Below are 16,145 nucleotides of genomic sequence, written 5' to 3' on the forward strand. Positions count from 1 at the left end.
CGGATACCGCATCGGGACTGTCAAGGCGAAAACGCCGCTTTCGATGATGCGCCGCCGCATCGCACGGGCCGCGACGGCGGCCGGCGCGGGGCGCCGCTGCGGGCCGCGCAAGACCGGCCGGATGCACGATGGCTGGATACGTTATATCATCCGCTATCTCTCGTTCTCCGCTGGTGCACCGTCATGGCCTCGACCTCGTCCCTGGATGCCCGCCTCGCCCGTGCCGATGCGTTCGCCGCCGAGCACGGCCTGACCTGGACGCCGCTGCGGCGGCAGGTGTACGAGAAGGTGCTGGCCGCGCAGAAGCCGATCGGCGCCTACGACCTGATCGCCGAACTCACGCCCGAGCGCGGCCGCATGCCGCCCACCACCGTCTATCGTGCGCTCGATTTCCTCGTCGAGCACGGCTTCATTCATCGCATCGAATCGCGCAACGCGTTCTTCGCCTGCTGCGAGATCGGCCCGCCCCACCAGGGGCAGTTCCTGATCTGCGAATCATGCGGCGACACCGTCGAGATTCCCGGCGCCGAACTCGCGCGCCAGCTCTCCGCCAGCGAATCCGCCCACGGCTTCGAGATGCACCGTCAGGTGATCGAGCTGACGGGCCTCTGCGGCGAATGCAAGACTCATCCCAAGGGCGCGCCGAACGCGTGACCCGTCCCGCCGCGCGCCCGTTGCGGGCGCGCGGCTCGCCCACTCCGTCGAGGAATCAGCATGACTTTCGCCGCCACGTCGCGCGCGCCGCTGCGCGCCCGCTCCCCCCGCTCCCCCCGCTCCCCCCGCTCCCCCCGCTCCGTCCGCTCCCGCCTGGGCCGCTGGCTCGCCGCCGGCTGCGCCGCGCTCGCACTCGCCGCGCCGGCGCTCGCGCAGGCCGCGAAGCTGCAGGTGGTGGCCGCCGAGAACTTCTATGGCGATGTGGTCAGGCAAATCGGCGGCGCCAACGTGGCGGTGTCGAGCATCCTCAGCAACCCGGACCAGGACCCGCACCTGTTCGAGGCGAGCCCGAAGACGGCGCGCGAGCTGCAGCATGCCAACCTGGTGGTCTACAACGGCGCCGACTATGATCCGTGGATGGCCAAGCTGCTGGCGGCCTCGAACAACGCCGCGCGCAAGACCATCGTGGTGGCCGACCTGGTCGGCAAAAAGCCCGGCGACAACCCGCATCTCTGGTACGATCCGGCCACGATGCCGGCCGCCGCGCGAGCCATCGCCGCCGCCCTCGCGGCGGCCGATCCCGCGCATCGGGCCGAGTACGAGACGAACCTCGCGAGCTTCCTCGCCTCGCTCAAGCCGATCGACGCGAAGATCGCCGCGCTGCGCGCGCAATACCGCGGCGTGCCGGTCACCGCCACCGAGCCGGTGTTCGGCTACATGTCGGACGCGATCGGCCTGACGATGCGCAACCTGAGCTTCCAGCTCGCGACCATGAACGACACCGAGGCGAGCGCGAGCGACATCGCGGCGTTCGAGAACGATCTGCGCACGCGTCAGGTGCGCGTGCTGATCTACAACAGCCAGGCCGAGGAGCCGATGACCAAGCGCATGCTCAAGATCGCGAAGGACGCGTCCGTGCCGACCGTCAGCGTCACCGAGACCGAGCCGGCCGGCAAGACCTTCCAGCAGTGGATGCTCGCGCAGCTCGAGGCGCTGGGCACCGCGCTGGGCCGCCACTGAGACCATGACCACTGCTGCTTGCGCCGCGCTCGCGCTCGAACGCGTCACGCTCGAACTGGGCGGGCGCACCATCCTGCGCGACGTCAGCCTGGCCGTCGAGGCCGGCGAATTCGTCGGCGTGCTCGGCCCGAACGGCGCCGGCAAGACCACCCTGATGCGCTCGGTGCTGGGCCTCGTGCCGGCTGCGCGCGGCGCCATCTCGGTGGCGGGCGCGCCCGTCTCGCGCGGCAATCCGGCGATCGGCTACATGCCGCAGATCCGCAGCGCGCTGGCCGGGCGCCGCGTGCGCGGCTACGACTTCGTGGCGATGGCCGCCGACGGCCACCGCTGGGGGCTGCCGCGCGCGAACCCGGCAGTGCGCGCCGACGTGGCGCGCGTGCTCGATCTGGTGGGCGGCACGGCGCTCGCCCGACGTCCGTTGTCCGAGCTGTCGGGCGGCGAGCGCCAGCGCCTGCTGCTCGCGCAGTGCCTGCTCGGCGCGCCGAAGCTGCTGCTGCTCGACGAGCCGCTGATCAGCCTCGACCCGCATCACCAGCGCGGCGTGGTGGAGCTGGTGCGGCGCGTGCAGCGCGAGCTCGGCATCACCGTGCTGTTCTCGGCGCACGAACTGAACCCGCTGCTCAACGCGCTGGACCGCGTGCTCTATCTCGGCAACGGCACCGCCGCGCTCGGCACCGTCGACGAGGTGATCACCCGGCCGGTGCTGTCGCGCCTGTACGGTTCGCCGATCGACGTGATGCGCGTTAACGGCCGGATCTTCGTGATGTCGGGCGACGTCGAGGTGGAAAAGCACGATCACGAACACGAGGACGACGGCCACCACGGGCACGGACATGCCCACCCGCATTCGCACGGCCACGCTCATCCGCACGGCCCTTCGCACGAGTAGGCGCACGATGTTTGAATACGAATTCATGGTCAACGCGTTCGCCGCGTCGGGGATCGTCGCGGTGCTGGCGGGCGTGGTCGGCTACTTCCTGGTGCTGCGCGGCCAGACCTTCGCCGGCCACGCGCTCTCGCACGTCGGCTTCACCGGCGCCACCGGCGCGGTGCTGCTCGGCCTCTCGCCGATCTGGGGGATGGTGGGCTTCACGCTGGCGGCCGGCATCGCGATGGGCGCGCTCGGCGAACGGCTCGCGGGCCGCGACGTCGCGATCGGCGTGATCCTCTCGGTGGCGCTCGGCGCGGGCCTGCTGTTCCTGCATTTCTACACCAGCTACGCGACCCAGGTCACCGCGCTGCTGTTCGGCAACGTACTCGGCGTGAGCCACGCCACGCTGATGGCGCTGGCCGGCATCGGCGTGGTCAGCCTGCTCGCGCTCGCGGCGATCCTGCGCCCGCTGCTGTTCGCCTCGCTGCAGCCGGAACTGGCCGAGGCCAAGGGCGTATCGCTGCGGCTCGTGTCGGTGCTGTTCCTCGCGATCTGCGCGCTCGCGGTAGCGGCCTGCACGCAGATCGTCGGCGTGCTGCTGGTGTTCACGCTGCTGGTGGGGCCGGCCTCGGCCGCGCAGAACCTCGCCACGCGGCTTGCCACCGGGGTCTGGCTGGCCGCCCTGTTCGCGCTCGGCGAGGCCTGGCTCGGCATCACGCTCGCCTACTACACCGACTGGCCGACCAGCTTCTGGATCACCGCGCTGTCCGCGCTCGTCTACGCCGCAAGCCTCGGCGGGCGCCGGCTCGCGGCGGGCGCCTCGGCCTGAGGCGGCCGCGCGCCGCGCGCTAGAAAAAGCCCGCCGGCGCGCTGGCGGGCGCGGCGGCGGGCTTCGTCGTTTCCTGGCCCGAGCCATCGGGCGGGGCCGGGCAGCGCCAGCCGCCCGCTCCGTCACGCGAGCAGCGTGCGCGCGTGATGCGCGAGGTGGTCGGCGATGAACGTCGAGATGAAATAATAGCCGTGGTCGTAGCCTTCGTGGCGGCGCAGCGTGAGCGGCTGGCCGGCCTCGCGGCAGGCGGCCTCGAACACCTCGGGGTTGAGCTGGGTCGGCAGGAACTGGTCGGCCAGCCCCTGATCGATGAGGATCCCGTCGGCATAGCGCGGCGCATCGCTGCGCGCGACCAGCTCGCTCGCGTCGTGCGCCTTCCAGGCCTCGCGATCCTCGCCGAGATAGCCGCTGAACGCCTTCTCGCCCCACGCGCAGCGCATCGGCGCGGCGATCGGCGCGAACGCCGAGACCGAGCGGAACACGCCCGGGTGCCGCAGCGCGAGCGTCAGCGCGCCATGGCCGCCCATCGAATGGCCGAAGATGCCCAGCCGCGTGCCCTCGACCGGCAGCGCGCCGAGCACCAGCGCGCGCAGCTCGTCCATCAGGTACGACTCCATCCGGTAATGCGTGGCCCACGGCGCCTGGGTGGCGTCGAGATAGAAGCCCGCGCCCACCCCGAAATCCCAGGCATCGGCCTCGCCCGGCACGCCGGCGCCGCGCGGGCTCGTGTCGGGCGCGATCAGCGCGATGCCGTGCTCGGCCGCGAAGCGCTGCGCGCCGGCCTTGATCATGAAGGTTTCCTCGGTGCAGGTCAGCCCCGCCAGGAAGAACAGCGCGGGCACGCGCGTGCCGCCCTGCACCGCCTGCCGCGGCAGGAACACCGAGAACTTCATCGGCAGGCCGATGATCGACGATTCGTGGCGATAGAAACGCTGCTCGCCGCCGAAGCATGCATGCGACGCAGTCAGTTCAAGCATGATCGCTGCCTCCGGATCAGTAGAGCACGACCGAGCGGATCGACTCGCCCTTCTTCATCAGGTCGAAGCCGTCGTTGATCTGCTCGAGCGGCAGACGGTGCGTGATCAGGTCGTCGATGTTGAGCTTGCCTTCCATGTACCAGTCGACGATCTTCGGCACGTCGGTGCGCCCGCGCGCGCCGCCGAACGCCGAGCCCTTCCATTCGCGGCCCGTGACGAGCTGGAACGGCCGCGTGCTGATCTCCTGGCCGGCCGCCGCCACGCCGATGATGAAGGACTGGCCCCAGCCCTTGTGGGTGCATTCGAGCGCCTGACGCATGGTGGTGACGTTGCCGATGCACTCGAAGGAGTAATCCGCGCCGCCGTCGGTCAGCTGCACGATCTGGTCGACCACGTTCTCGACCTCCTTCGGGTTGATGAAGTGCGTCATGCCGAACTGCTTCGCCAGTTCGACGCGCGCCGGGTTGATATCGATGCCGATGATCTTGTCGGCGCCCACCATCTTCGCGCCCTGGATCACGTTCAGGCCGATCCCGCCGAGGCCGAACACCACCACGTTCGCGCCGGCCTCGACCTTCGCCGAGTAGACCACGGCGCCCACCCCCGTCGTCACGCCGCAGCCGATGTAGCAGACCTTGTCGAACGGCGCATCCTCGCGGATCTTCGCCACCGCGATCTCCGGCACGACGATGTAGTTCGAGAACGTCGAGGTGCCCATGTAGTGGAAGATCGGCTTGCCGTCGAGCGAGAAGCGCGAGGTGGCGTCCGGCATCAGGCCCTTGCCCTGCGTGGCGCGGATCTTCTGGCACAGGTTGGTCTTGCGCGACAGGCAGAACTTGCACTCGCGGCATTCGGGCGTGTAGAGCGGAATCACGTGGTCGCCCTTTCTGAGCGTGCCCACGCCGGGGCCGACGTCCACCACCACGCCCGCGCCCTCGTGGCCGAGGATCGCCGGGAAGATGCCTTCCGGATCGGCGCCCGACAGCGTGTAGTAGTCGGTATGGCAGATCCCCGTGGCCTTCACCTCGATCAGCACCTCGCCCGCGCGCGGGCCTTCCAGATCCACTTCCTCGATGGTCAGCGGCGCACCGGCCTTCCATGCGATCGCGGCTTTCGTCTTCATCGTGATGCTCCTTGTCTGTGCTGTGACGTTGCGGGCTTGCTCGCCGCGCACGGCGGCGCGCGGCGGCCGACGCCGGGCCCGGGGCGGGCATGCGGCGCGCGCCGGGCCGCGAGTCGCGCCGGACCGGCGCGGCGAAACCAGCCCGAAGTGTAAACGCCGTCCGCGAAAACTGGCATGACGCCACGCGACGAATCGATGTCGGCCCGCGCCGCCCTGCCCAAACTGCCGTCCGACCCCGCGAAAACCCTTGCCTGCCGGGTAAACCCGGCCGCCCGGGCGGCCGGTCCGAAGCGGCCCCATGCGCCATGCTGGATACAGACCATAACCGGGACCATATTTGGCACCGGCGCCACGCGGTTTTTGACTGGATATAACTTTCGTCAATCCCATTACAGCGGGGCGTCTCCCATGAATTCTCGGCATCCGGCATCGACAATCGCATATCCCGCCCGCAAACCGTGGAATAGCGTCCAATGCTCTTGTTGGCCTGCTGCGATGCGCATAACTTCACACCACCCCGACAACAAGATCATGGAGTGAGACAGATGCAATCGAACACGGTCCATCCGTGCGACGAGATTTTGCCGGCCGGCAGGCTCGTCACCCTCGGTCTGCAGCACGTGCTCGTGATGTACGCCGGCGCGGTCGCGGTGCCGCTCATCATCGGCGGCGCGCTGAAGCTGCCGAAAGACCAGATCGCGTTCCTGATCAGCGCCGACCTGTTCGCGTGCGGAATCGCCACGCTGATCCAGACGCTCGGCGTCTGGATCTTCGGCATCCGTCTGCCGGTGATCATGGGCTGCACCTTCGCCTCGGTCGGCCCGCTGATCGCGATCGGCACCAATCCGAGCCTCGGGCTGCTCGACGTATTCGGCTCGACCATCGCGGCGGGCGTGATCGGCATCGTGATCGCGCCGGTGATCGGCAAGCTGTTGCGCTTCTTTCCGCCGGTGGTGGTCGGCACCGTGATCGCGGTGATCGGCCTGTCGCTGATGGGGGTGGGCATCAACTGGGCCGCCGGCGGCGTGGGCAACCCCGAGTACGGCGACCCGGTGTTCCTCGGCCTGTCGCTGCTGGTGCTCACGCTGATCCTGCTGATCAACAGGTTCGGCCGCGGCTTCCTTGCCAACATCGCGGTGCTGCTGGGCATCGTGGCCGGCTTCGCGATCGCGCTCGGGCTCGGGCGCGTCGATCTCGACGGCGTCGCGGCCGCGCCCTGGGTCGGCGTCGTGATGCCGTTCCACTTCGGCGTGCCGCACTTCGACGCGCTGTCGATCGCGACCATGGTGATCGTGATGTTCGTCACCTTCATCGAATCGACCGGCATGTTCCTCGCGGTCGGCGACATGGTCGAGCGCCCGGTGGACCAGCAGGCCCTGGTGCGCGGCCTGCGCGTGGACGGCCTCGGCACGCTGATCGGCGGCATCTTCAACTCGTTTCCGCACACCTCGTTCTCGCAGAACGTCGGGCTGGTGGGCGTGACCGGCGTGAAGAGCCGCTTCGTGTGCGTGACGGGCGGCGTGATCCTGGTGCTGCTCGGGCTGTTCCCGAAGATGGCGCAGATCGTCGCCTCGGTGCCGGCCTTCGTGCTGGGCGGCGCGGGCATCGTGATGTTCGGAATGGTGGCCGCGAACGGCGTGAAAACGCTTTCACGCGTCGATTTCGTCACCAATCACAACAACCTGTTCATCGTCGCGGTCAGCATCGGGCTAGGCCTCGTGCCGGTGGTCTCGCCGCACTTCTTCGCGAAGCTGCCGGGCGCGCTCGCCCCGCTCCTGCACAGCGGCATCCTGCTCGCCTCGGTGTCGGCAGTGCTGCTGAACCTCGTGTTCAACGGCGTGAGGAGCGAGCAGCAGGCCGAATGCGAGATCCGCCGCGCCGGCCACGACCTCGAACGGCGCCCGGCCGGCCTGCACTGAGCGCACGACGCCGGCGCGCCGCGCGGCGCGCCGCGCGGCGCGCCGGCGGCGCTGAGGCAACGCCCGGCCGCGTTCGGGTGTGGCGCGTTGCGGCGCAGAAAAACGACACCCCGGCAGGCCGTGAAGCCTGCCGGGGTGTCGTGACGTGCTGCCGTGCCGCGCGCGGGATTCGGCCGGGCTCAGCCCGCCGTGGCCTGCGAAGCCGGCACCGCAGGCGCGGCCTTGCCGTAGTCGGCCGGCGCATCCGCCTCGCGCGGCGTGTCGCCCGAGTGCTCGAGCCAGCCGCCGCCCAGCGCGCGGTACAGGTCCACCAGGTTGGTCCAGCGCGACAGCCGTGCCGAGATCAGCGACTGCTGCGCCGAATACAGGTCCGTCTGCGCCGTCAGCACCGTCAGGTAGTTGTCGACCCCGTTCTTGTAGCGCAGCTCCGACAGGTCGTAGCGGCGCCGCTGCGCCTGCTCGTTGCGCTGCAGCGCCGCGATCTGCTGGTCGTACGTCCCGCGCGCGGCCAGACCGTCCGACACCTCCTGGAACGCCGTCTGGATCGCCTTCTCGTAGTTCGCCACCTCGATGCGCTTCTGCACGCGCGCCAGGTCCAGGTTCGCCAGGTTCGAGCCGCCCGCGAAGATCGGCAGCGTGAGGTCCGGCGCGAACGACCAGGCCGCCGTCCCCGCCTTGAGCAGCCCGCCCAGCGTCGGGCTCGCCGAGCCGAACGCGCCCGTCAGCGAGATGCGCGGGAAGAACGCCGCGCGCGCCGCGCCGATGTTCGCGTTGGCCGCGCGCAGCGTCTGCTCGGCCTCCATGATGTCGGGCCGGCGCGTGAGCAGCTCCGACGGCAATCCGGCCGGGATGTCCGTCAGCAGGTCCTGCGAGTCGAGCGGCTGCCCGGCCGGCAGGTCGTCCGGCAGCGGCTCGCCCACCAGCACCACCAGCGCGTTGAGCGCCTGGGCCCGCGCCCGCGCCTGCGCCTGCTGGTTCGCCAGCGCCTGCTCGACCACCGTCTGCGCCTGACGCAGATCCAGCTCCGAGCCCGTGCCGTTGTCGAACTGCAGCTTGGTCAGGTTGTACGACGCCTGCGCCGTCTTCAGCGTGTCTTCCGTCACCTTCAGCAGGTCGTCGGTGGACAGCACCGTCAGATACTGGTCCGCCACCTGCGAGACGAGCGATATCTCCGCGGCCTTGCGCGCCTGCGCCGTGGACAGGTATTTCGCGAGCGCCTGATCCTTCAGGCTCTGGATCCGGCCGAACAGGTCCAGCTCCCACGACGCCGAGAGCCCGACGTTGTAGGTGCGCGAGATGAGCGGCGCCCCCGTGGTCGAGACTCCGGCCGGCAGCCGCTGGATCGAGCCGGTGCCGGTGCCGTTCAGGGCCGGCAGCAGCTCGGCGCGGGTGATCTGATACTGCGCGCGCGCCGCCTCCACGTTGAGCACCGATACGCGCAGGTCGCGGTTGTTCTTCAGCGCCAGCTCGATCAGCCGCTGCAGCCGCGGATCGGTGAAGAAGTTGCGCCAGCCGATGTCGCTCGCGGCCTGGCCGTTCGCGCTGCGGGTCGCGCTCGCGCCCGGCTGCGTCGCGTAGACGCCGTCGGACGGGAACGTACCCGCGACCGGCGCGGCCGGACGCTCGTAGTGCGGGGCCAGCGTGCAGCCGGTGGCGACCAGCGCGACCGCCATTGCAGTCAAAGCAAATTTTCGCATTGTCACTGTTCCTTGTTGCCGTCGCCGCCTTCCTGGGTCCGGTGCGCGTGCTCCTGCGCCAGACGCAGCGCCTCGTCGGCGTCTTCCTTCTCGCCGCCGAACACCGCCCGCACCTTCACGAAGAACATGGGGATCATGAAGATCGCGAGGAATGTCGCCGTCAACATCCCGCCGATCACGCCGGTGCCGATCGCGTGCTGGCTCGCCGAGCCAGCGCCGTTGCTGATCGCGAGCGGCAGCACGCCGAGAATGAACGCGAGCGAGGTCATCAGGATCGGGCGCAGCCGCAGCCGCGCCGCCTCCAGCGCCGCCTCGACCGGCCCCATCTTCTCGCCCATCTGCAGCTCGCGCGCGAATTCCACGATCAGGATCGCGTTCTTCGCCGACAGCCCCACCGTGGTCAGCAGGCCGACCTGGAAGAACACGTCGTTCTCGAGCCCGCGCAGCGTCGCGGCCAGCAGCGCGCCGATCACGCCCAGCGGCACCACCATGATCACCGAGAACGGGATCGACCAGCTCTCATACAGCGCCGCCAGACACAGGAACACCACCAGGATCGAGATCGCGTAGAGGATCGGCGCCTGCGAGCCCGACTGGAGTTCCTGGAACGACAGGCCGGTCCACGAATAGCCGATGCCGTTCGGCAGCTTCTGCGCGATCTTCTCCATGGCCGCCATCGCCTGGCCGGTACTCTTGCCCGGCGCGGCCTGGCCCTGGATTTCCATCGCCGAGATGCCGTTGTAGCGCTCCAGCTTCGGCGACCCGTAGGTCCAGTGGCCCGACGCGAAGGCGCTGAACGGCACCATCCCGCCCGAGCCGTTGCGCACGTACCAGATGTCCATGTCCTGCGGCGTGGCGCGGAACGGCGCGTCGGCCATCACGTACACCTTCTTGATCCGGCCGTCGGTATCGAGGAAGTTGTTGACGTACTGCGAGGCCCAGGCGATCGAGAAGGTCTGGTCGATCGAGGCCGCCGTCACGCCGAGCGCGTTGGCCTTCTCGCGGTCGATGTCCACCTTGAACTGCGGCGTGTCGTTCAGGCCGTTCGGACGCACGCCCTGCAGCGTCGGATCCTTCGCGGCCATCCCGAGCAGCTGGTTGCGCGCGGCCATCAGCGCGTCGTGGCCGAGGCCGGCGTTGTCGGTCAGCTCGAAGTCGAAGCCGGCGGCGGTGCCCAGTTCCGGGATCGACGGCGGATTGAACGGCACGACGATCGCGTCCTTGTACGCGGCGTAGCGCCCGAACATCCGGCCGATCAGCGCCTGCACCTTCTGGTCGGCGTGCTGGCGCGTCGAGTAGTCCTTCAGCCGCACGAACACGAGACCGGAGTTCTGGCCGCGGCCGGCGAAGCTGAAGCCGTTCACGGTGAACGCCGATTCGACGATGCTCTTCTCGTCGTTGAGCAGGTAGTCGGCGATGTTCTTCAGCGTGCGCGCCGTGGTTTCCTGCGTCGAGCCCGAGGGCGTCTGCACGATCACGAACATCAGGCCCTGATCCTCGTCCGGCAGGAACGACTTCGGCAGCCTCACGAACAGCAGCCCGACCGCGACGATCACCACCAGATAGATGATGAGCCAGCGGCCCGAGCGCTTGATCACGTGATGCACGCCCGAGTGGTACTTGTCGCGGCTGCGGTTGAAGTTGCGGTTGAACCAGCCGAAGAAGCCCGTCTTCTCCTCGTGATGGCCCTTCGGGATCGGCTTCAGGATCGTCGCGCAAAGCGCCGGCGTGAGAACCAGCGCGACCAGCACCGAGAGCACCATCGCCGAGACGATCGTCAGCGAGAACTGCCGGTAGATCGCGCCCACCGAGCCGCCCGAGAACGCCACCGGCACGAACACCGCCGACAGCACCAGCGCCACGCCCACCAGCGCGCCGGTGATCTGGCCCATCGCCTTCTTGGTGGCTTCCTTCGGCGAGAGCCTCTCCTCCGACATCACGCGCTCGACGTTCTCCACCACCACGATCGCATCGTCCACCAGCAGGCCGATCGCGAGCACCAGGCCGAACATCGACAGCGTGTTGATCGAGAAGCCCACCGCCGACATGATCGCGAAGGTGCCGAGCAGCACCACCGGCACTGCGATGGTCGGGATGATCGTGGCCCGCAGGTTCTGCAGGAACAGATACATCACCAGGAACACCAGCACGATGCCTTCCAGCAGCGTCTTGACCACTTCCTCGATCGACAGGCGCACGAACGGCGTCGTGTCATACGGGTACTTGACCACCAGCCCGTGCGGGAAGTACTTCGACAGTTCGTCGATCTTGGCGCGCACCGCGTTGGCCGTCTGCAGCGCGTTGGCGTTGGTCGCGAGCTGGATGCCGAGGCCGGCCGTGGGCTGGTTGTTGTACTTCGTGTCGAAGTTGTAGTTCTCGCCGCCGAGGTTCATCTTCGCGACGTCCTTCAGACGCACCTGCGAGCCGTCCTGGTTCACCTTCAGCAGGATGTTGCCGAACTGCTCCGGCGTCTGCAGCAGCGTCTGCTCGGTGATGGTGGCCTGCAGCACGGTGCCCGGCACCGCCGGCGTGCCGCCGATCTGGCCGCCCGCGATCTGCACGTTCTGCGCGGTGATCGCGGCCGTCACGTCGGATGGCGTGAGGCTGTAGTTGGTCAGCTTGTTCGGGTCGAGCCAGATCCGCATCGCATACTGCGAGCCGAACAGCGTGACGGTACCCACGCCGTTCAGACGGCTGATCGGGTCCTCCACATGCGAGGCCACGTAGTTCGCGAGGTCGTACTTGTTCATGCTGCCGTCCTCGGACACGAATGCGAGCACCAGCAGGAAGCTGCTGCTCGATTTCGTGACCTTCAGGCCGAGCTGCTGCACCACCTGCGGCAGGATCGGCGTGGCCAGCGACAGCTTGTTCTGCACCTGCACCTGCGCGATGTCCGGGTTGGTGCCGGCCGCGAACGTCAGCGTGATGATCGACGTCCCTGAATCGTCACTGGTGGACGACATGTACAGGAAGTTGTCGAGGCCGCTCATCTGCTGCTCGATCACCTGCGTGACCGTGTCCTCGACCGTCTTCGCCGACGCACCCGGATAGGTGGCGGAGATCTGGATCGACGGCGGCGCGATCGTCGGATACTGCGAGATCGGCAGCGTGAAGATCGCCGCGATACCCGCGAGCATCAGGATGATGGCGATCACCCACGCGAAGATCGGGCGATCGATAAAAAACTTTGCCATGAAACAGGCCCCCTGTGATTACGCGCCCGAAGCCGCCGTCGCACTCGTTGCCGAACCGGCAGCCGCACTCGCGGGTGCCGCCGACGAGGCGCCGGAAGCCCCCGATGCCGCCGACGCGTTCGCGTTCGCATTGCCGCTGTCGGCCGCGCTTTGCGGCGCGCTCGCATCCGGCGCGGGCGGCAACTGCGCGGCCACCGGCTTGACGGTCATGCCCGGCTGCACCTTCGCCACGCCCTGCACGATCACGCGGTCGCCCGCCTGCAGACCGCCTTCCACGACCCAGTCCTGACCGTGCGTGCCGCTGGTCTTCAGCACGCGCGTGGCCACCTTGCCGTCCTGCCCCACCACCAGCGCCGTCGGCTGGCCCTTCGGATCGTGCTGCACGCCGATCTGCGGCACCAGGAACGCGTTGTCGTTCACCCCTTCCTCGATCCGGGCGCGCACGAACATGCCGGGCAGCAGCACCCGGTTGGGGTTCGGGAAGATCGCGCGGATCGTCACCGACCCCGTGGTCTGATCCACCGTCACGTCGGTGAACTGCAGCTTGCCCTCGGTGGAATAGGTCCGGCCGTCCTCCAGGATCAGCGACACCTTCGCCGCGTTCGGACCCGCCGTCTTCAGGCGGCCGCTCTGGATGTCCTGGCGCAGCTTCAGCCCGTCCAGGCTGGACTGGGTCAGGTCGACGTACATCGGGTCGAGCTGCTGCACGGTCGACATCAGCGTCGCCGCGCTCGCCTGCACGTAGGCGCCCGGCGTGACCTGCGAGATCCCCACCCGGCCCGAGATCGGCGAGAGCACGTCGGTATAGCCCAGGTTGATCTGCGCGGTGTCGACGGCCGCCTTGCCCGCCGCGACCTCGGCCGCGGCCTGCCCCGCGGCGGCCACCGCGTTGTCGTAGTCCTGCTTGCTGACCGCGTTGGCGGCCACCAGCACCTTGTAGCGCGCGGCCTGCGCGTTGGTCGAGACCAGGTTCGCCTGGGCCTTCGCGAGCGTGGCCTTGGCGCTGTTGAGCGCGGCAAGGTACGGCGCCGGGTCGATCTTGTAGAGGCGCTGGCCGGCCTTCACGTCCGAGCCCTCGGTAAACTCGCGGCGCAGCACGATGCCGTCCACGCGCGCGCGCACCTGGGCAACGAGGAACGCGGTGGTGCGCCCCGGCAGCTCGGTGATCACCGGTACCGATTGCGGCTGCACCGTCACGACGCCGACTTCGGGCATCTGCTGTTGCGGTGCCGGTTGTTTTTTTCCACAAGCGGCAAGGAATACGGCTGCCGCGGCAACACTGATTAAGCGGTATGGAACCCGTTCGACGCGCATGGAGCGACCTCGTTTGTAACAAAAGAATTGGGTGCGGGCTGGAGCCACGACACGAACGCGCCTCGCGGCGCTGATCGAACCCACCAGAGATGCGGGACTGCGAATACGACAACGGCACACCAACCGCTGTGCCGGGGGACGCCGCGCGAGAAACCGCGGCGCAGATACGGGAGGAAATCAGCGAAAGCGATAGTAACTGATCACCACGGGTTTCGATCTATTGCTTGGGGAGTTCGATCGTGGATGGTATTGTATATACGTTCATGTATGTATGTAAAAGCAGTTTATGAACGACACAAACACTTACAAATTACCGACGCTTACATAATCGGGCCCGTCGCACCGATTCTTGCACGATTCGAATCAATCGACGGCCTTTCCCCTCATCACTACCGACGTCCAAGCACGTCGCCACCGACACTCGCAATGGCCAGACGCACCAAAGAGGAAGCGCTCGAAACCCGCAACCGCATCCTCGATGCCGCCGAACACGTGTTCTTCGAGAAAGGCGTGTCGCATACGACGCTCGCCGACATCGCCCAGCACGCCGGCGTCACGCGCGGCGCCATCTACTGGCACTTCGCGAACAAGAGCGAGCTGTTCGATGCGATGTCCGACCGTGTGTTCTTGCCGATCGACGAGCTGAAGGCAACCTCGGACAAACCGCGTGCCGATCCGCTCGGGCGGATCCGCAAGATCCTGGTCTGGTGTCTGCTCGGCGTGGCGCGCGATTCGCAGTTGCGACGCGTGTTCAGCATCCTGTTCATGAAGTGCGAGTACGTGGCCGACATGGAGCCGCTGCTGCAGCGCAACCGCGCCGGCATGTCCAAGGCGCTGCACAATATCGAGGGCGATTTGAAACAGGCGGTGGCCAGCGGCGAGCTGCCGGCCGACCTCGACACCTGGCGCGCCACGCTGATGCTGCACACGCTGGTGAGCGGTTTCGTGCGCGACATGCTGATGCTGCCCGACGAGATCGACGCGGAGCAGCACGCGGAGCGGCTCGTCGATGCCGTGTTCGACATGCTGAGCCTGAGCCCGGCGATGCGGCGCGCGCCGCCGCCGGACTGAGCCATCCGCGGCCGGCCCGGCGCCGATTATCGGCCGGCCCGGCGCGCGGGAGCCATCCGCGTTCTCGTCGCGCCCCCGCGCCGCGCCTCGGCGCTCCCCGTCACTGCCCGCCGGCGAGCCAGCGCGCCAGCCCCAGCAGGGCGATCACCAGCACCACCAATCCCCCCCATGCCCAGGGCTGCAGCGGGTGGCGCGCCGGGCGGTCGCCGGGCGGCGCGTCCTGCGCGCGGCCCGCCAGCGCCTGGCCGAGCAGCGAGGAATGCGCGCGCGCGCCGCGCAGCGCGGCCGACAACTCGTCGGGGCGCAGGAACACGTGGCGGCGGCGCGGCTCGGCCGTGGCGAGATTCGGCGCCAGGCCGTGGCGAGCCAGCAGGCTCGCGCTGAATTCGGAGAAGAAATCCTCGGCCAGGCCGTGCAGCGCGTGCTCGATCTGGCGCGCGGGCAGCGCCCCCAGCGCGCCGTTGGCGGTGGCGCGAATCCCGTAGTGAATCCGCGTGCCCAACGTGTCGCCGCTGCGCCAGCCGGCCAGGCGGATCTCGAACTGGCCCCGCAGCATGCCGATGCCCTCGCTGCGCGCGGCGAACTCGAAGGCGCGGCGCGGCCGGCTCGCCGACGGCGAGCGCAGGTGGACGCGGACGTCGTAGCGCGCGCGCAACGGCCCGAACGGCACCGTCAACACGAACGTGTAATCGTCAGCGGAAAGCCTGGCGAGCGCCTCGCAATGCTCGATGCTCGCCCGCAGCAGCGCCATGTCCTGCAGCGCCGCCCAGACATCCGACGGCGCAAGCGGGATGCACAGCGCGTCGTTCAGCTCCATGCGTCTCCTCGAAATCCGCGGTCGCCGCGCCGCCTGCGGTGCCATGCCGGCCGGCGGGCCGGCGGACCGGCGGCGGACGTAAAAAAACCACGGCCTGAGCCGTGGTTTTCATTATCTCGGAAACGCCGCGATCGCGTGCAGGGATCGCGAGCCGGGCCGCTTAGGCCGACTTCACTGCGCGTTCCACGAGAACGCCACCTTCGCGCCGCCCTTGGCGGGCACGCTCACGCTGCGCGTCTCGGTCTTGCCGTTGTAGGACGCACTGACCTTGTAGCTGCCCGGGGCGAGCCGCACCAGCATGTACGGGCCACGCGTGTCGGCCTTCAGCACTTCGTCGCCGCCATGGCCGACGATCGACACGTGTACGCCCGCCAGGAACTCGCCGCCCTGGCCGGTGAAGCGCAGCGACAGCGGCCAGTGGTGCTCGGCACGCTGGAACGCGGTCGACTCGTCGAGGCCGACGCCGCCCGACACGTAGCCGACGCTGCCCTGCTGCTGCACGGCCGGCAAGCCGGCGTCGGTCTGCGCATAGGCTCCGCCGACGAGGCCGACAGCCAGCGCCACGGCAAGCACGTACTTCGAAATGCGTTGATGTTGCATGGTTCGTCTCCCTACTGGGTCGGTAAATCGGAGGCGGCGCGCTCGCACGCGCCGCCGCG

General features: G+C 68.6%; 13 protein-coding genes. 6 read left to right on the forward strand and 7 right to left on the reverse strand.

Features of this window, described 5'->3' with window-relative positions:
* The first annotated feature begins 183 nt into the window (after positions 1-183).
* From KS03_RS14540 to KS03_RS14555, 4 genes are read left to right on the forward strand one after another with little or no spacing between them, the layout of a single operon-like run.
* Positions 184-654, forward strand: coding sequence for a Fur family transcriptional regulator (locus tag KS03_RS14540; RefSeq protein WP_015876871.1), 471 nt, complete (start codon positions 184-186; stop codon positions 652-654).
* 60 nt (positions 655-714) lie between these two features.
* A complete protein-coding gene (locus KS03_RS14545; RefSeq protein WP_045678845.1) occupies positions 715-1,674 on the forward strand; it encodes a metal ABC transporter solute-binding protein, Zn/Mn family in 960 nt (319 codons plus the stop codon).
* 4 nt (positions 1,675-1,678) lie between these two features.
* Complete coding sequence (locus KS03_RS14550) at positions 1,679-2,563, forward strand: ABC transporter ATP-binding protein (protein ID WP_015876873.1); 885 nt, start codon at positions 1,679-1,681, stop codon at positions 2,561-2,563.
* Positions 2,564-2,570: 7 nt separating this feature from the next.
* Entirely contained in the window at positions 2,571-3,374 is an 804-nt protein-coding gene (locus tag KS03_RS14555; RefSeq protein WP_015876874.1) for a metal ABC transporter permease, read from the forward strand.
* Between the two features lie 122 nt (positions 3,375-3,496).
* On the opposite strand, the gene fghA is transcribed toward KS03_RS14555, so the two are convergent.
* Together fghA and KS03_RS14565 are read right to left on the reverse strand one after the other, a co-directional pair.
* Positions 3,497-4,351 carry an S-formylglutathione hydrolase gene (fghA, locus tag KS03_RS14560; RefSeq protein WP_015876875.1) on the reverse strand — a complete coding sequence of 285 codons (855 nt, stop codon included), beginning with the start codon at positions 4,349-4,351 and terminating at the stop codon, positions 3,497-3,499.
* Between the two features lie 16 nt (positions 4,352-4,367).
* Positions 4,368-5,474 carry an S-(hydroxymethyl)glutathione dehydrogenase/class III alcohol dehydrogenase gene (locus KS03_RS14565; RefSeq protein WP_045678846.1) on the reverse strand — a complete coding sequence of 369 codons (1,107 nt, stop codon included), beginning with the start codon at positions 5,472-5,474 and terminating at the stop codon, positions 4,368-4,370.
* Between the two features lie 545 nt (positions 5,475-6,019).
* On the opposite strand from KS03_RS14565, the gene KS03_RS14570 reads away from it, so the two are divergent.
* Positions 6,020-7,393 carry a nucleobase:cation symporter-2 family protein gene (locus KS03_RS14570; RefSeq protein WP_015876877.1) on the forward strand — a complete coding sequence of 458 codons (1,374 nt, stop codon included), beginning with the start codon at positions 6,020-6,022 and terminating at the stop codon, positions 7,391-7,393.
* Positions 7,394-7,572: 179 nt separating this feature from the next.
* Here the strand turns inward: KS03_RS14570 and KS03_RS14575 are convergent, their stop codons facing one another.
* From KS03_RS14575 to KS03_RS14585, 3 genes are read right to left on the reverse strand one after another with little or no spacing between them, the layout of a single operon-like run.
* Positions 7,573-9,090 carry an efflux transporter outer membrane subunit gene (locus KS03_RS14575; RefSeq protein ID WP_015876878.1) on the reverse strand — a complete coding sequence of 506 codons (1,518 nt, stop codon included), beginning with the start codon at positions 9,088-9,090 and terminating at the stop codon, positions 7,573-7,575.
* Between the two features lie 2 nt (positions 9,091-9,092).
* Positions 9,093-12,284: an efflux RND transporter permease subunit gene (locus KS03_RS14580; RefSeq protein WP_015876879.1), complete on the reverse strand. Its 3,192-nt coding sequence runs from the start codon at positions 12,282-12,284 to the stop codon at positions 9,093-9,095.
* 18 nt (positions 12,285-12,302) lie between these two features.
* The gene (locus KS03_RS14585; protein WP_015876880.1) at positions 12,303-13,598 is read right to left on the reverse strand and encodes an efflux RND transporter periplasmic adaptor subunit; all 1,296 of its coding nucleotides are present in this window, start codon (positions 13,596-13,598) and stop codon (positions 12,303-12,305) included.
* A 426-nt stretch (positions 13,599-14,024) separates the two neighbouring features.
* Here KS03_RS14585 and KS03_RS14590 point away from each other — a divergent pair, with 426 nt between their 5' ends.
* The gene (locus tag KS03_RS14590) at positions 14,025-14,669 is read left to right on the forward strand and encodes a TetR family transcriptional regulator (protein ID WP_015876881.1); all 645 of its coding nucleotides are present in this window, start codon (positions 14,025-14,027) and stop codon (positions 14,667-14,669) included.
* Between the two features lie 100 nt (positions 14,670-14,769).
* Here KS03_RS14590 and KS03_RS14595 read toward each other — a convergent pair whose 3' ends face one another.
* Together KS03_RS14595 and KS03_RS14600 are read right to left on the reverse strand one after the other, a co-directional pair.
* Entirely contained in the window at positions 14,770-15,486 is a 717-nt protein-coding gene (locus tag KS03_RS14595; RefSeq protein ID WP_015876882.1) for an SRPBCC family protein, read from the reverse strand.
* A 171-nt stretch (positions 15,487-15,657) separates the two neighbouring features.
* The gene (locus tag KS03_RS14600; protein ID WP_015876883.1) at positions 15,658-16,086 is read right to left on the reverse strand and encodes a peptidase associated/transthyretin-like domain-containing protein; all 429 of its coding nucleotides are present in this window, start codon (positions 16,084-16,086) and stop codon (positions 15,658-15,660) included.
* Positions 16,087-16,145: the final 59 nt, after the last annotated feature.

Source organism: Burkholderia glumae LMG 2196 = ATCC 33617, from assembly GCF_000960995.1.
Lineage (GTDB): Bacteria > Pseudomonadota > Gammaproteobacteria > Burkholderiales > Burkholderiaceae > Burkholderia > Burkholderia glumae.

Bases quoted from the DNA above. Each gene is read 5' to 3' on its own strand.
- KS03_RS14545 (WP_045678845.1), top strand. From the start codon at position 715: ATGACTTTCGCCGCCACGTCGCGCGCGCCGCTGCGCGCCCGCTCCCCC.
- KS03_RS14590 (WP_015876881.1), top strand. From the start codon at position 14,025: ATGGCCAGACGCACCAAAGAGGAAGCGCTCGAAACCCGCAACCGCATC.
- KS03_RS14555 (WP_015876874.1), top strand. From the start codon at position 2,571: ATGTTTGAATACGAATTCATGGTCAACGCGTTCGCCGCGTCGGGGATC.
- KS03_RS14575 (WP_015876878.1), bottom strand. From the start codon at position 9,090: ATGCGAAAATTTGCTTTGACTGCAATGGCGGTCGCGCTGGTCGCCACC.
- KS03_RS14600 (WP_015876883.1), bottom strand. From the start codon at position 16,086: ATGCAACATCAACGCATTTCGAAGTACGTGCTTGCCGTGGCGCTGGCT.
- KS03_RS14585 (WP_015876880.1), bottom strand. From the start codon at position 13,598: ATGCGCGTCGAACGGGTTCCATACCGCTTAATCAGTGTTGCCGCGGCA.
- KS03_RS14540 (WP_015876871.1), top strand. From the start codon at position 184: ATGGCCTCGACCTCGTCCCTGGATGCCCGCCTCGCCCGTGCCGATGCG.
- KS03_RS14550 (WP_015876873.1), top strand. From the start codon at position 1,679: ATGACCACTGCTGCTTGCGCCGCGCTCGCGCTCGAACGCGTCACGCTC.
- KS03_RS14565 (WP_045678846.1), bottom strand. From the start codon at position 5,474: ATGAAGACGAAAGCCGCGATCGCATGGAAGGCCGGTGCGCCGCTGACC.
- KS03_RS14595 (WP_015876882.1), bottom strand. From the start codon at position 15,486: ATGGAGCTGAACGACGCGCTGTGCATCCCGCTTGCGCCGTCGGATGTC.
- fghA (WP_015876875.1), bottom strand. From the start codon at position 4,351: ATGCTTGAACTGACTGCGTCGCATGCATGCTTCGGCGGCGAGCAGCGT.
- KS03_RS14580 (WP_015876879.1), bottom strand. From the start codon at position 12,284: ATGGCAAAGTTTTTTATCGATCGCCCGATCTTCGCGTGGGTGATCGCC.
- KS03_RS14570 (WP_015876877.1), top strand. From the start codon at position 6,020: ATGCAATCGAACACGGTCCATCCGTGCGACGAGATTTTGCCGGCCGGC.